We start from the raw sequence: 13,955 nt of genomic DNA on the forward strand, positions 1-13,955 counted from the left end.
GGGCCTCATGACCCAAATGATCACCAGTTTTGACCCCAGTAATGGGCAGCGTTTGGGGGAAGTGGAAGTGGCTTCCCCAGCTCAGATCGCCAAGAAGGTTGCCAATGCGAAGTTAGCGCAGCGTGCTTGGCGGCAGATCTCCATGGGCGAACGAGTTCAACAGATCAGCGATGCCTACCACGGGCTTGAGCGTCGTGGTAGCGAACTGCCATCGTTGTTGGCTCGTGAGATGGGTAAAGACATTGGCCGTGCCACATCGGAAATCCGTGGCGCGTTGTACATGGGGCCTCACTACGCAGAAGAGGCCAAGCGGGCGCTGCAAACGCGTCAGCTTCATGGCCGTACCGAGCTGCAATACCGCCCATTAGGCGTGGTTGGCGTGATCTCCCCTTGGAACTATCCGGTTATGATGGCCAATAACCTGATCATTCCCGCTTTGGTGGCCGGCAACGCCGTGGTGCTTAAACCATCGGAGGAGACTCCACTGATTGCCGAAGCGTTTTTCGGTGAGCTGGCCAAGCGACTGCCTAAGGATCTATTGACCGTTCTTCACGGGGATCGAGATACCGGCAAAGCTCTGGTTGAAAGCGATATTCAGATGGTGGCTTTTACTGGCTCGAAAGCGGCGGGACAAGACATCATGGCTCGTGCGGCTTCCTCCTTGAAACGTCTGGTGATGGAACTTGGGGGCAACGATCCGATGATTGTAATGGCCGATGCCAATCTAGAGCAGGCGGCGCGCTTTGCGGTAGCGGGCAGTTTGGAAAACAGCGGTCAGATGTGCACCTCCATTGAGCGGGTGTATGTGGATGCACGGGTTGCCGAGAAGTTTGAGCAGCGAGTGGTAGAGATCGCATCAATGTATGAAGTGGGCCCTTGGGATCAGCCTCACGTGAACGTTGGGCCGATGATCAATCCACGACAACATCAGAAAGTGATGAGTCAGTTGCACCAAGCTCAGCAGATGGGAGCCGAGTTCCTGCTTGGCAGTGCTGAGCAGTCCCAACCTTACATCCGACCAACGGTGGTCAGAGGCATTACTCCCCAAATGGCGCTGGAGACCGAGGAGACTTTTGGCCCAGTGGTTGCCATTAGCCGCTTTGAACGTGTTGATGAGGCCATTGAGCGAGCCAATGCCAGTGAATACGGCCTAGGTGCGGTGGTGTTTGGCAATCAGGGCGTACAACAGGTGGCGGATCAGTTAGAGGCGGGCATGATCGGCATCAATCAAGGACAGGGCGGCGGCGGAGAAGCCCCTTGGGTTGGTGCCAAACAAAGCGGTTTTGGTTTTCATGGCTCCATTGAAGGCCATCGTCAATTTGCACAGGTAAGGGTGGTGTCCAAATGAGTTGTCATGAAGTGGAATCCGCTCCTGAATATACGGTGGTGCGGCGAGAAGCGGGTACGGTGAGAACCGATCTCCCGGTATGGGCGCCCACAGTGGCAAATCCATTTGATATGGAGGTTGAGTATCAAGGGGTTACACGTAGGGAAGTGGACAAGGTTCCCGGTGCGTTTCAACTGTTGAACGTGCTCACAGCGGATGAGGTTAAGTCAATATTGTCGATGGCAAACCAGCTGGGGTTTACCGAAGATGCAGCGGTGTCGCTGCCTAGAAATGTTCGTCATAACGACAACCTCAACTTTATTGCCGATGAGCATACATTGGCGCTGATTTGGCAGCGGTGTCAGGCTCACTTTGTCGATAAATATCAGCATTTCGGAGGCAAAAAGCCTCTGGGAATCAATGGTCGATTTCGATTCTATCGATACCAAACCGGTGATTTTTTTAAGATGCACATCGATGGTGCGTGGCCCGGCAGTCAGGTGATAAATGGAGAGCTTCAAGACGATGCCTTTGGCGACCGCTTTAGCATGTACACCTTTCTCATTTTGTTAAGCGATGATTTTGAGGGGGGGCAAACTCAGTTTTTAGTGAATGCTGACGACCCTTCTCAGCCAGCTCGTCATCGCCATAACAGCGAAGTGGTGTCGGTGTCCACGCCTGCAGGCAGCGTGTTGTGCTTCCCCCATGGCAGACACCCTTATCACTGTTTGCATGGCTCGGCGCCCATTGAAGTAGGAACCAAATACATCATCCGTACCGACGTGCTGTTTGAGCTGTAAGATCACTAAGTATTTGGTAAGGCAACGGCTTCCCAACCGAGTTAGGAAGCCGTTATTTTAACCGCGAGTTTGAAGCAGCTTTATCGGTCTTTCTGAGCTTCTCTCCTGTGTGCTGAGGCCGTCATCATACCAGCCCTAATTGTTGATTTAATTGCTCTATCTGTTGTCGCCATCGTTGCTGCTTTTGAGGCTTTTGGTGTTTGGGTTTCCGAGTTAGATCTTCAGCAAGTTGCTGCTCTAGTTGCAGCAACTGCTTAAGTTGCGCCTCCTCATCGGTAACCGCCGAGCTGGGATGAGGCAACGAAGACGTGATTGGTCGATTTTCGTTGGCCTTCTCACCTATGGTGCCAGCACCCAGCTCAAGGTAAGCCTGATTTGCCTCATAAACTTCGGACAATTGTCCTCCTTGAACTAGCCAGAAGCGGTTGCAACTGGACTCAATAAAGTCACGGTCGTGGCTTACCATCAATACCGCTCCTTGGGTTTCACTAAGTGCTGTTGCCAGTTGCGCTTTGCCGTCTAGGTCTAGGTGGTTGGTAGGCTCATCTAGGAGCAGCAATGGGTAGTGCCCAAGGTTTAGGTTCGCCAGCATCAACCTTGCCCTCTCGCCGCCGCTTAAATTGGCTACGGCTTTGTGGTGACTGCTGAACTCAAATCCCGCTTTGATCAGCGCCATCTTTAACGTCTCTTGAGGGAGTTTAAGTCGGTGAGCGATGGCATCCGTCAAGGCGTCGTTGTCCTTGAGCTGTTGCTGCTCTTGATCATAAAACCCCAGTTTGCAGTTAGGGTGAATGGTTAGGGCTGCGCCCTGCTGTACATCGCAGTATTGTTGCCATACTTGCTTCAGCAAAGTGGATTTGCCACAACCATTGGCACCGATAATGGCGATGCGATCGCCACTTTTCACCCTCAAATTGTCAACTTCATACAAGGTGGCAGCATGGGGTTTAACGCGAACCTTAAAGTTGGAAAATTCCAATAACCGATCCGCAGCCAAAGCTTGGGTTTGAAGGCCAATCGACCAAGGTGAACGCTGCGGCGCATCGTTCATTTCTGCTTTAATTCGCTCGGCTCGCTTAAACATGTGCTTGGCTTTGCGCGCAAAATCTTCGTTGTCATAAACTTTACCCCACTGAGCTTTCTGTTTGGCGCTTGCCTCAATTCTATCGACCTCCTTTTTTTGGCTGAGGCGGGTTTTCTCTAACGCAGCATCTTGGTGGAGGAACGCCTCTAGTGCCCGAGTACAAGGAAGTTGGAACTGATGCAGAGTTTGATCTCGCATGATCCAACTGCAATTGGTCACGCTGTCGAGCAGGCGGCGGTCGTGAGAAACCAGCACAAAACTGCCTGCCCAACGCTGAAGAAACTGCTCTAGCCACAGCAGTGTGGGTAGATCTAGGTGGTTACTGGGTTCATCGAGAAGCAACAAATCAGGCTGTTGCATCAGGGCTCGCGCCAGTAGCAAACGGGTATGTTCACCGCCACTGAGGCTGTCTAATCTCTGCGTAAACTGTTCTGGGGTAAAGCCAACTTGAGCTAGGTGAATTTCAGCCAGCCAGAGGTTATCAAGGTGCTGATTACTCGGCAGTAAACTCAGTAGCACCTCGGTCAGAGAGTAGGAGTTTAGCGCCTTAGGTAAGCGCTGTTCCACGTAAGCGATGACACAACGGTTTGCGTGAGTGACGGAGCCTGCACTGGGCTGATTGGTTTTGGCAAGTACAGACAACAGGGTGCTTTTGCCGCAACCATTGAATCCGATTAGGCCGATGCGGTTGCCACGCTGTAAGGTGATTTCCACTGAGTCCAGCAATGTCTGCTTGTCAGGGCGAATGGACAGTGAATGGGTAGATAATAGGGTGCTCATAACTAAATCTCGATTTGCGGGCAACATAATGCCCGTCGTCAAACTAAAAGCTGACAACAACCGAATTAGCTAGAGGGAAATACTCTAGTGGAGTGGTATTGGATTTCGCTCAAGCTCGGTTATCGCAGCGCGATAAAACGGTCTTGAGCGTTTGGATTACCAAAGAAATAGGCAAACGCGATTTCGCCGATATTCATTATGGGGTCTCCTTCGTTGGTGGATAGATTGGGGCAACATAGCGTTTACCCTAAGCTTTGGCAATGATCTATTAAGCAAAAAGCCCGCTTGAGTAAGCGGGCTTGATATGTCGACGTCGAATTAGTCGAGCTTTAGGAGTTGCGCTTACGGCGCTTTTTGCGAGCCGCTTTGTTTTCCTCTTTGCGCTTCTTCTCTTCCGCTTCTTTTTCATCGCGAATGGCTTGCTCAGCCTTCTCTTTCTCCACTAGCTCTGGGGTTTCCAGCGTCATTGGGCCCAAAGTGCCAGCACGGAATTCATGCAGCAGGATTTCCGAGACTTTGTGTAGATCGGCGATGCCGCCTCGGCGCATGGCGCCCCGTTTGGCGGCAATGGCGTCCATTAGGGCGATGTCGTCGTGAGGCAACTCATCCAAGCCGTAACGCTTCATTACCTCGTTGGGGTAGGCGTTAAGCAGGTAGTCTGCAGCAAATAGGGCAACCTCTTCGTACTCAACCACGGTATCTTTGATGGCACCGGATATCGCCAAACGAAATCCGCATTCTTCAGGGCTGAGTTTTGGCCACAGGAATCCTGGTGTGTCATGCAGAACGATGTGATCTTCTAATCGGATTCGTTGCTGGGATTTGGTTACTGCTGGCTCGTTGCCGGTTTTTGCGATGGTGCGGCCGGCGAGGGTATTGATCAGCGTCGATTTTCCCACGTTAGGGATGCCCAGAATCAACGCACGTAGCGGTGTTTTTGGCACCATGGTTTTGGCCAGATCCAGCAGGGTACGTACTTCCGCTTTGTTCTTTTGAGTAAGGGCGATGGTTTTAACGCCATTTTCCTGCTCCAAGTAGGCTTGCCACTGCTTGGTGAGCTCAGGGTCGGCTAGGTCGCTCTTGTTCAAGATTTTAATGCAGGGCGTATCCCCCCGCAGTTTTGGCACCAGCGGATTTTCGCTACTGAAGGGGAGCCGTGCGTCTAGCACTTCGATGATCAGATCGATCTGCGGCATCAGTTCGGCGATCTCTTTTCTCGCCTTGTGCATATGGCCTGGGAACCAGTTAATAGCCATGAAGGGTGCCCTTTAATCTATAAAAGGGGCTATTTTACGTAAGTTTTTGGGACATTGCCTCTCTTATTCCAAAGTTGTCCCCTTTAACGATTTCGCGTTGGCTCAAATGATGCCTTGGCGGTGCGCCAGGCTGATGAGGTGGATGCGATTCTTTGCCCCCAATAGTTCGCGGCTACGATCGATGTGGTAGTTAACGCCCCGCTCAGACAGGTGCAGTTGGCTGGCAATCTCCTGACTGCTAAAACCATACGCCGCAAGCTTTAATACTTTGACGCTCAACGGGGAGATGATGGCAAAGTTGGTCATCGGGCTCAGCGGTTGGCGATAGATGTGGCTTATTCTAAAGCTGAGGTGAACAAAGGTGTCCAGCCGAGAAAAATGGTCGATAGCCGTTTGTAATTTCGATTCGTCTAAGGCAGAGAAACCATGAAAAAATAGCAGTAGCTCTTGGTTAATCTGAAGAACAATGCGAAAGCGACTGTTAGCGTTAAGGCGGTCTAATTGTTGTGCCAGTATGGGGCGCATCTTAGGTGCGAGTGCTTTGGCTGGCCACAGACGGAACTGCTTTTGTGGCGAAGCTCTGCGATATACTTTTAAATGATCGTCATGATGGCTTAACCGCCGGTGATAAAAATCCCGGTAGTAAAACACTGGCTTGCTGCTCGCAAGAACTGAGCGTAGCTTCGCAACGCGTTTAAACTTACTATTAAATGCCTTCGCCTGATCAAAGTTGGCGGGTAGCAGGGCGAAATAGAAATTGGTGAGTTGTAACGGCGCTAACTCTTCGCAGATGAGGTTTCGTAGGTCTTCGGAGATTAGTAGTGTCATGTTGTAAGCTCTAAATGAAGGAAGGCAAAGCCTTCCTTCGTGGCAGCTCGAATTAGTGTAGTTCTGGGTCAAAGTGACAGGTTAAGCAGGATTCAGGCTCCTTAAACTGGGTGTTTACTCCGAGGTAATCTTTGCGATTCGAGTAGGCGTCGCCGTGACGTTCCATGGTTTGTGCATGGCAGAAACCACAGGTCATGACTTCACCGTGGCTGTCTGGAGCGCCATTATTGCCATGACACTCAGCGCATTTCCATGGTGCCATCTCCTTGACGACGTGACTGTTGTCAGGGTTGTGACACAGGCCGCAGTCTGGGTTTTTCCAGCCAAAGTGGCTGTCGGTTAGGGGCGCTTGAGCTTCGCTAATGTCGATAACACCGCTTAGATCAATCAACTCTTTGGCATCCACATCACATCCGGATATCGCCACCCCATTGTACTTTTTAAGTCCGAATGCTGCACCTAGGTAGTTGATGTATTCCACATTGAATAACACCATGGCATCGCCGGTCAGGTGTGGGTCGTTACCACCAAACGGCGTGTAGCCCTGCATGTAGCCGGTGCCGTGTGGGCTATGGCCTTCATAACGTTCACCTGGGCCATAGTCCTTGGCGTGGAATTCACACTGACTGGGATCCCAACCATCGCCCATGTCCATACGATTTTGACACATTACGCGCTGATACAGAGAGTTCTGCTTACCTGAGTCGTGGTAGTTTTCACGCTCACCGGTGTGATGAACAAAGCCACAGACTCCGTTGTTGGTGTAAGTTTGGTTGATGATATGACCTTGGGAGTCAATACCATTGAAGGAGATTGCGGTAGCCACATAGCCTTGCACGTTGGCTCGAGTGGACAGTTTTGGCCAGTAGCTCCACTGAATATTAAGGCCTTTGTCTTTCCAAGCATCTTGGAGTGATAACCAAGCATCCAATTCGGTCAGAACATCCTTTTTGTAGAGGTCTGGGCGCAAATTGTGAGGCTTGACTTCGATGTCGTTAAACACCGCGCGGACTTCTGGATTAAAGTCGATCACAATTTCAGGGATGATCAGCTTGTTGCCGTTGTCTTTGAAACGCTGCATTTCGGTGCGGTACTTTTTACGACGGATCTCCATCTCGCCAGGCTGGGCCTGCACAAAGATAACGCTCATGTCGTTTTTGGCTGGGAACAGATCCATGCGATGGTAGATCTCCTCCTCTTTGTACATAAATTTGGTGGTTTCACCGGTAGTTGGGTCTTTCTCATATTCCCAAATATCTTGGCCTACCAGCATCTTCCAGCCGCCACCTTGGGTTTGCCCTTTGGCCTCCTCGTCAATGGCCTCAGGCAGGCCGGTTAGGCCGTTGATTGACTTGATCCAGTGGGTTTGCAGCTCTTCGTCCCATTCCAGTTCAACGTCTAGGTCATATTTGTCTGCCACGTACAGCAGAATGTCTACAAAGGAGCCTCGGCCTTCGGCAAAAACGTCATCACGAATAGAATCAAGCTTAACGCCATCCATGTTGACGTCCATCGGCTTCACGAGCCATTCGAAGCTATCACTATAAATGGAGTCATAGCTGCCGCTGGCTTTATTCGAAGTTTTGCTACTGGCCTTTTGGACTGTGTGGCTGTTGTGTGCATCAGCCTCTTTGCCTTGAATGGCAATGCCGAAGCGGATGTTCGAGTAGAGACTTTTCTCTTTCTCCGATGGGCCGCCGAATACGTTGTCCGGCAGTGTTGGCACTGGAGGCTCAGGGGTTACCGTTGGCGGGGTGGTGGAGTCACTGTCGCTACCACAGCCAGCCAGTGAGCAGGCAAGCGCAACGGCGCTAAGCCAGTGAAGGGAAGGTTTCATCATTATTTCCTTTTTCTACCTCAAGTTAGGCAGGCATAAGGTAAGGGAAGCTAAGGGTTAGAAACGCTGCGAAATTTCACAGGGGAAATGGGCAGTGTGATCTGAGCAAAGTTCTGTATAGGCCTGTTGAGATGAACTGAGATCTCGGTCTCTGTTAGCTGTTAAGACTGCTTCAGTTAATGTTACTCGGCTCAAAATTTTGACTAAGGTTTGTGGTATCAACAGGTCGGAGGAGTTCCGGTTTTTGCTTGGCTTATGATGGAAAAACATGGCCAGAGGGACTGGCAGTAAGAGACAGAGGCAGGGATGACAGAATTTGAACAACTGGTAAGATCGCGGCGCTCCATTCGGGGTTTTAGCGATCAGTCGGTCGCGCCAGAGCAGTTAATGCGTATTTTTGAGCTGGCTCAGCAGGCGCCTTCGAACTGCAATACGCAGCCATGGCAGGTGTGGGTGGCCAGTGGCAAAGAGTGTGATGCCCTACGTCAAGCGTTTTATGAATGCGCCTCAAGTGGGCAGGCATCCAACCCTGATTTTGAATTTAAGCTGCCGTTCGAGAATGAATATCGTACCCGGCAGATGGACTGCGCCCGAGCGCTGTACGGTTTATTGGGCATTGAGCGGGGCGATAAGTTGGCTCGTAATCAGGCGATGCTGCAAAATTACCGCTTCTTTGAGGCACCCCATGTGGCCTTTATTGGCATGCCGAAGCAGTTCGCACTCAATTCGGCCATGGATGTGGGGATCTACATTCAAACCCTGATGTTAGCGATGCAATCTGAGGGAGTGTCCAGCTGTGCCCAAGGCGCATTGGCTTACTACCCTGATCTGGTGCGCCGGGCATTTAATGTTGAAGACGACATGGGCATCCTCGTGGGGATCTCATTTGGGTTTGAGCAGGTGAGCCATCCCGCCAATCGTACTCGTACTGTCAGAGCGCCGCTGGCTGAATCGGTCAAGTTTATTGGTTAGCGGCATAGGCTGTTATTGAAGAGAGATGCGATGTGGCTTATGCCACATCGCATTTTTATTGGGGGCTGATTATCTTTGGTGATGAAATGTTGGTCTAGAATAACGGTTTTTAATCAATAAAAACGATTGAAGGCATAGTGGTTCTACGTCGAAATCGTTTGACGCAGAGTAAAATCCGTTAGTCAGACCCCGTAGGGCGCCCTTGCCCCTGTATTTAATACCTAAATCACTCAAACAGTTAAACTCAGACCAATAATGCCAACTTGTAGCGCAAAAACCAGCACAAAGGGTCAACAGACCCTATGCCATCAGAGATTCAATCTCTTCGATGGTGCGAGGCGCATTGGCAGACAGGTTCTCTGAGCCGGTTTCGGTGATTAGAATGTCATCTTCTATGCGAATGCCGATCCCTCGCCATTTGGCATCGACCCGCTCATCGTTGGCGGCAAAGTACAAGCCGGGTTCAATGGTGAACACCATCCCCGCTTTCAGAGTGCGCCAGTTTCCAGCGTCGTCCTGATATGGCCCGACATCATGCACATCTAGCCCTAACCAGTGACCGGTTTTATGGACACTAAAGGGTTTATGTTTCTGCTGGCTCAGTACGTCAGACAGTTCGCCCTCGATGATACCCAGCTCCAGTAGCCCTTTACTGAGCACGGTCATGGCGGTGTCGTAGATACGATTCCAAGCGGTACCGGGCCTAGCAACCTCAATGGCGGCATCGATTGCGGCCAGTACCAAGTTATATAGGGTGGCCTGTTCGGTGCTGAACTGACCATTGACCGGATAGGTGCGGGTGATGTCGGCAGCATAATGCTGATACTCGCCTCCAGCGTCGATCAGCAGCAGTTCGCCGTCGGCTAACGCTTGGTTGTTGTCATCATAATGAAGGCACATGGCGCGATCGCCCCCGGCTAAAATGTTGGGGTAGGGGTCGGAAAGACAGCCGTGTTTAGCCAGCTCTAGATTAAACAAGCAACTTAAGGCGCCTTCATTAACATCGGGTTTGAGGCTAGCGATTACCTGCCGATGGGCGCTGCAACTGGCGGAAACCGCATGGCGAATGAGGCTGATCTCATGCTGGTCTTTAATGACTCGCATTGGGTGTAGCAACCCTGCGAGCGGCTCAATGCTGCGATAGCATTTCGGGGTATCGAAGGGCACACTGCGGCGCTGCTGATTGCACCACGACCACCACTTATCGGCATGGGTATCTAGCTCATCGCCAATAAACACCCGGCGGCGCTGCTCAAGTAGAGTAGGCAAGATAGCGTCAAGCTCTTCAAGCGGGTAGGCGGTATCGGCGCCATATTCATTGATGCAGCCTTCAATGCCAGCACGGGCACCAAAACTGGTTTCCTGATAGGGATCTTTTGGCCGTGAGAACAGTATAAAAGGCTGCGTGTGGCCAGGACGAATGACGGCCACAGCATCGGGCTCATTAAAGCCGGTCAGGTACCAAAAATCTTTATCCTGATTGAAGCGATATTTGATGTTCTTTGAGCGAACTCGCTCAGGATAGGCGCAGACGATGGCGACGGCATCTTTACCGATAAGTTGCATCAATTTTTGACGACGCTGAGCGTAGATGGCGCTTGGGGTCATTATTATTGTTCTCCAACGAGGGTAGTCATGCCAATCTAGCCGCGAACGGCTTTGGCCACCAGTTGTGCTGCGGCCAGATCTTCAAGGGCATGGCCGACGGATTTAAATAGGGTTAACTGCTGTTCATTTTGACGACCACTATGGCGCCCTTGGCATAGGTCGAACAGATCTGCTTGGATGTCCGCTTCGGTAATCAGCCCCTGCTTTAGGGGAATGACGATGTCACCGGTTTCTTTAAGGGCACCCTGGTGGGTATCGATGAACAGCTCGCAGCGATGGATCACTTCATCATCGGCCTCGCGCATGTCCGGGCGATAAGCACCTACTAGATCTACGTGTTGTCCTGCTCGTAGCCACTCGCCCTGAATCAGTGGCGTCTGTGACAGCGTCGCCACTGAGATGATATCCGCTTCACGGCAGGCGGGCTCAAGCTCAGCTGCCGCCTGACAATTGATGCCCTGCTTAGTGAGCGTTGCCGCTAGCTGTTGCGCTTTCTCTGCATTGCGCCCCCAGATCAGCACTTGTTCAATGTCTCTAACGCTGCGATGGGCTTTGATAAGCTCTGGTGACAGGGCGCCGGTGCCAACCATCAGCAGTGTATTAGCGGCTTTAGGGGCTAGGTAGCTGGCGGCAAGGGCTGAGGCTGCGGCGGTGCGTTTGGCGGTAAGCGCTGGAGCATCCATCATTAACTCAGGAGTGCCGGTGTTGATGTCCAAAAGCAGATAGATCCCTTGAATAGAGGGATTGTTATTTGGAGCAACTGTGACCAGCTTTACCCCAGCCTTGTCGCCGGCTTGCCAGGCGGGCATCAGTAGCAGGGTGGTTTCACGAGAACCTGGATTGGCCATGTCATGATGGTGCCGCATAGGCACGGTGACATCACTGCGAAAGGCATCTCGCAGTGCGGGAATGAGTGTGTCAAAGGGTAGGGCTTGGCGAACGGTTTCAGCGTTGATGGTGTCCATATTTTAATCTTGTATACAATATCCTTGTTGGCTTCAGCATACCGATTAAGCGTATGGTTGTCATCACACCTCTGCGATGGGATGACAACTTCTATATTGTGCAAATGCCATTAGCGGCGACGATTGCCGCTACGGCCTCCCTGACCCCGCTTTTTCGCTCTTCGCTTCTGGGCACCACGACTGTTTTTGCGGTTGTCGGTGATCTCTTTGGTGAGGTCGGGCTCAAAGCCTGGGTACCACTGCTGTGGGATGCGATCTTTAATTACCGCCTCTACCTCTTCCAGTAGGTACTCCTCCCCTAGACTCATCAAAGAGATTGCTAAGCCCTCACGACCAGCTCGGCCGCAGCGACCGATGCGATGCACATAGTCTTCGGCGATGTAGGGCAGGTCGAAATTGATTACGTAATCCAGCCCTCCAATGTCAAGGCCTCGAGCGGCAACGTCTGTAGCAACCAAGGCACGAATGTCGCCTACCTTAAAGGCTTCCAGAGCGCGGTCGCGAGCGCCTTGGGATTTGTCCCCATGAATGGATTGCGTCGGCAGGCCGTCTTTCTCCATCTCCTTAGCAAGGGCATCGGCCCCCTGTTTGGTTTTGGTGAAGATAAGCACCTGTTGCCAGTTCTTTGAGCCAATCAGATAGGAGGTGAATTGTGCTTTGCGATCGCTGTCGATGACATAAAGCGTCTGAGTGACTTTGGCGGCAGCACTATTGCGACTGTCTACCTCGATAAGCTCGGGGTTCGTCAGTATCCGCTTGCAGAAGGTAAACAGGCTGTCATCAAAGGTGGCGGAAAACAGCAGAGTTTGGCGCTCTTTAGGTATAAAGCGCAGTACTTGGCGAATTTCGTCTTTAAAGCCCATGTCGAGCATGCGATCAGCTTCATCAAACACCAACTGTTCGACCTGCCTAAGATCCACCGCACGCTTACTGTGCAGGTCGATGAGCCTACCGGGCGTGGCAATAATCATATCGACGCCAGCACGTAAGCTGTCCATTTGCGGCTTAAGGCTGACACCACCATATACCGCTTCGATTTTCATCTCTTCCGGGGCATAGCTCACTAGGCTCTGTTTGACCTGCTGCGCTAACTCTCGAGTTGGTACCAATATCAACGCTCGGGCTTTTTTATGCTCCGACGGTGTTTGTAGCAACTTATGCAAGATAGGCAAACCAAAGGCGGCGGTTTTGCCAGTGCCGGTTTGGGCACCGGCCATCACATCTTTGCCATCCAATATGTGAGGAATGGCGGCAGACTGTATCGGTGTTGGCGACTCAAAGCCAAGAGTGCCTAGCTGGTTAACTAAGCGTTCATCTATATAGAGAGAAGAAAAGCTCATTGATTCTCTGTGGGGGAGTGGTTGTTGGTTAAATTAATCTGATTCTAGCAAATTCAGTGGGCTAGCCCTATTGAAACCTAACTTAGCTTCCCTTGTGTTTAGTGGTGATTTGCCGATAATGCCTCTGCTATAGATAACTCAAACGCAAACTCAAAATAGGAAAGTAAAGCGGATGCATAAGGCAGTTTTCTTAGATCGCGATGGTGTGATTAACGTCGATCATGGTTATGTTCATCGAATTGAAGATTTTGAGTTTGTTCCAGGTGCGCTAGAGGCCTGTGCATCTTTGTCTGCAGCTGGTTATAAGCTGATTGTGGTTACTAATCAATCGGGCATTGCTCGTGGTTACTATGATGAAGCTCAGTTTGAAACTTTGAGCCAATGGATGTGTGCTCAGTTTGAGCAGGCGGGTGCTTCGATTGAAGCTGTGTATTTTTGCCCACATCATCCCTCAAAAGGAAATGCGCCTTATGTTGGCGATTGTGACTGCCGCAAACCTAAGCCTGGGATGCTGTTAAAAGGGGCGCGAGAACACAATGTCGACTTGACGCTGTCGATTATGGTTGGTGATAAGGCTGGTGATATGGAAGCCGGTAAGTCAGCAGGCGTTGCGCACACTATTATGGTTCGTAGTGGGAAAAAGCTTGATGACACCAGCGGGGCAACCGTCGTTGTGGACGATTTAGCCAAGGCTGCCGAATGGGTGTTGGCACAAATAAAATAGTTACAAAGTAACGAGCAACTATATATAGATAATTGGGCGCTATATATTGTGATCTTAATAGCGCCTTGGTTATCTATTGAACAAACGGTGTGATTTTCCAAAAAAGTTGCTTGCGTAATTCATTTCCCTACCTATAATTCGCTCCCTGTCGACGGGGCACAGCGGCTTACATTGTTAAGCACTGAGCAACAATTCGACACTCGGAAAAGCCTTTGAAAATAACGCTTGACGAGAAAAGAGGAAAGCGTATTATACGCACCTCGCTTCGCTACTCAGTGAGTTAGCAAGCAAGCTCTTTAACAATTTGTCAGACAATCTGTGTGGGCACTCGCGCAGGATTGATATCTCATATATCAATGTTGCACTGAGTGACTATAACAAGTTAATTCAGTAATTCATTGAGTCGGAATTTTCGGATTCCAAAAAACTTTTTA

The 13,955-nt window shown here is 50.9% G+C and carries 11 protein-coding genes; 4 read left to right on the top strand and 7 right to left on the bottom strand.

Annotation, left to right across the window (positions count from 1 at the left end):
* Window positions 1–7: 7 nt before the first annotated feature.
* Complete coding sequence (locus FCL42_RS14935) at window positions 8–1,348, top strand: aldehyde dehydrogenase family protein (protein ID WP_136864224.1); 1,341 nt, start codon at window positions 8–10, stop codon at window positions 1,346–1,348.
* Window positions 1,345–2,127 (top strand): 2OG-Fe(II) oxygenase, encoded by a 783-nt coding sequence (locus FCL42_RS14940; protein ID WP_136864225.1) that lies wholly within the window; start codon window positions 1,345–1,347, stop codon window positions 2,125–2,127. The genes FCL42_RS14935 and FCL42_RS14940 overlap by 4 nt, the downstream gene beginning before the upstream one ends.
* Before the next feature lie 124 nt (window positions 2,128–2,251).
* Here FCL42_RS14940 and FCL42_RS14945 read toward each other — a convergent pair whose 3' ends face one another.
* From FCL42_RS14945 to FCL42_RS14960, 4 genes are all read right to left on the bottom strand, one after another.
* Window positions 2,252–3,991 carry an ABC-F family ATP-binding cassette domain-containing protein gene (locus FCL42_RS14945; protein ID WP_136864226.1) on the bottom strand — a complete coding sequence of 580 codons (1,740 nt, stop codon included), beginning with the start codon at window positions 3,989–3,991 and terminating at the stop codon, window positions 2,252–2,254.
* A gap of 329 nt (window positions 3,992–4,320) precedes the next feature.
* On the bottom strand, window positions 4,321–5,247 hold the full coding sequence (gene ylqF / locus FCL42_RS14950; RefSeq protein ID WP_136864227.1) for a ribosome biogenesis GTPase YlqF: 927 nt from the start codon (window positions 5,245–5,247) through the stop codon (window positions 4,321–4,323).
* A 102-nt stretch (window positions 5,248–5,349) separates the two neighbouring features.
* Entirely contained in the window at window positions 5,350–6,075 is a 726-nt protein-coding gene (locus FCL42_RS14955) for a helix-turn-helix transcriptional regulator (protein ID WP_136864228.1), read from the bottom strand.
* A 52-nt stretch (window positions 6,076–6,127) separates the two neighbouring features.
* Window positions 6,128–7,912 (bottom strand): hypothetical protein, encoded by a 1,785-nt coding sequence (locus FCL42_RS14960; RefSeq protein ID WP_136864229.1) that lies wholly within the window; start codon window positions 7,910–7,912, stop codon window positions 6,128–6,130.
* A 306-nt stretch (window positions 7,913–8,218) separates the two neighbouring features.
* Here FCL42_RS14960 and FCL42_RS14965 point away from each other — a divergent pair, with 306 nt between their 5' ends.
* Window positions 8,219–8,884 (top strand): nitroreductase, encoded by a 666-nt coding sequence (locus FCL42_RS14965; protein WP_136864230.1) that lies wholly within the window; start codon window positions 8,219–8,221, stop codon window positions 8,882–8,884.
* Between the two features lie 300 nt (window positions 8,885–9,184).
* Here FCL42_RS14965 and FCL42_RS14970 read toward each other — a convergent pair whose 3' ends face one another.
* The 3 genes from FCL42_RS14970 to FCL42_RS14980 form a co-directional block, all read right to left on the bottom strand.
* A complete protein-coding gene (locus tag FCL42_RS14970) occupies window positions 9,185–10,492 on the bottom strand; it encodes an aminopeptidase P N-terminal domain-containing protein (protein ID WP_136864231.1) in 1,308 nt (435 codons plus the stop codon).
* A 35-nt stretch (window positions 10,493–10,527) separates the two neighbouring features.
* The gene (lhpI, locus tag FCL42_RS14975; RefSeq protein ID WP_136864232.1) at window positions 10,528–11,457 is read right to left on the bottom strand and encodes a bifunctional Delta(1)-pyrroline-2-carboxylate/Delta(1)-piperideine-2-carboxylate reductase; all 930 of its coding nucleotides are present in this window, start codon (window positions 11,455–11,457) and stop codon (window positions 10,528–10,530) included.
* A gap of 110 nt (window positions 11,458–11,567) precedes the next feature.
* Window positions 11,568–12,797, bottom strand: a complete 1,230-nt coding sequence (locus FCL42_RS14980) for a DEAD/DEAH box helicase (protein WP_136864233.1) — start codon at window positions 12,795–12,797, stop codon at window positions 11,568–11,570.
* Between the two features lie 172 nt (window positions 12,798–12,969).
* Here FCL42_RS14980 and gmhB point away from each other — a divergent pair, with 172 nt between their 5' ends.
* A complete protein-coding gene (gene gmhB / locus FCL42_RS14985) occupies window positions 12,970–13,521 on the top strand; it encodes a D-glycero-beta-D-manno-heptose 1,7-bisphosphate 7-phosphatase (protein WP_136864234.1) in 552 nt (183 codons plus the stop codon).
* The last annotated feature ends 434 nt before the right edge of the window (window positions 13,522–13,955 follow it).

It is taken from the genome of Ferrimonas aestuarii, assembly GCF_005116665.1.
Classification (GTDB): domain Bacteria; phylum Pseudomonadota; class Gammaproteobacteria; order Enterobacterales; family Shewanellaceae; genus Ferrimonas; species Ferrimonas aestuarii.

What these genes read in the sequence shown, in the direction of transcription:
- FCL42_RS14935 (WP_136864224.1), top strand. Translation starts at nt 8, where the DNA reads ATGACCCAAATGATCACCAGTTTTGACCCCAGTAATGGGCAGCGTTTG.
- FCL42_RS14955 (WP_136864228.1), bottom strand. Translation starts at nt 6,075, where the DNA reads ATGACACTACTAATCTCCGAAGACCTACGAAACCTCATCTGCGAAGAG.
- FCL42_RS14960 (WP_136864229.1), bottom strand. Translation starts at nt 7,912, where the DNA reads ATGAAACCTTCCCTTCACTGGCTTAGCGCCGTTGCGCTTGCCTGCTCA.
- FCL42_RS14945 (WP_136864226.1), bottom strand. Translation starts at nt 3,991, where the DNA reads ATGAGCACCCTATTATCTACCCATTCACTGTCCATTCGCCCTGACAAG.
- gmhB (WP_136864234.1), top strand. Translation starts at nt 12,970, where the DNA reads ATGCATAAGGCAGTTTTCTTAGATCGCGATGGTGTGATTAACGTCGAT.
- ylqF (WP_136864227.1), bottom strand. Translation starts at nt 5,247, where the DNA reads ATGGCTATTAACTGGTTCCCAGGCCATATGCACAAGGCGAGAAAAGAG.
- FCL42_RS14980 (WP_136864233.1), bottom strand. Translation starts at nt 12,797, where the DNA reads ATGAGCTTTTCTTCTCTCTATATAGATGAACGCTTAGTTAACCAGCTA.
- FCL42_RS14970 (WP_136864231.1), bottom strand. Translation starts at nt 10,492, where the DNA reads ATGACCCCAAGCGCCATCTACGCTCAGCGTCGTCAAAAATTGATGCAA.
- FCL42_RS14965 (WP_136864230.1), top strand. Translation starts at nt 8,219, where the DNA reads ATGACAGAATTTGAACAACTGGTAAGATCGCGGCGCTCCATTCGGGGT.
- lhpI (WP_136864232.1), bottom strand. Translation starts at nt 11,457, where the DNA reads ATGGACACCATCAACGCTGAAACCGTTCGCCAAGCCCTACCCTTTGAC.
- FCL42_RS14940 (WP_136864225.1), top strand. Translation starts at nt 1,345, where the DNA reads ATGAGTTGTCATGAAGTGGAATCCGCTCCTGAATATACGGTGGTGCGG.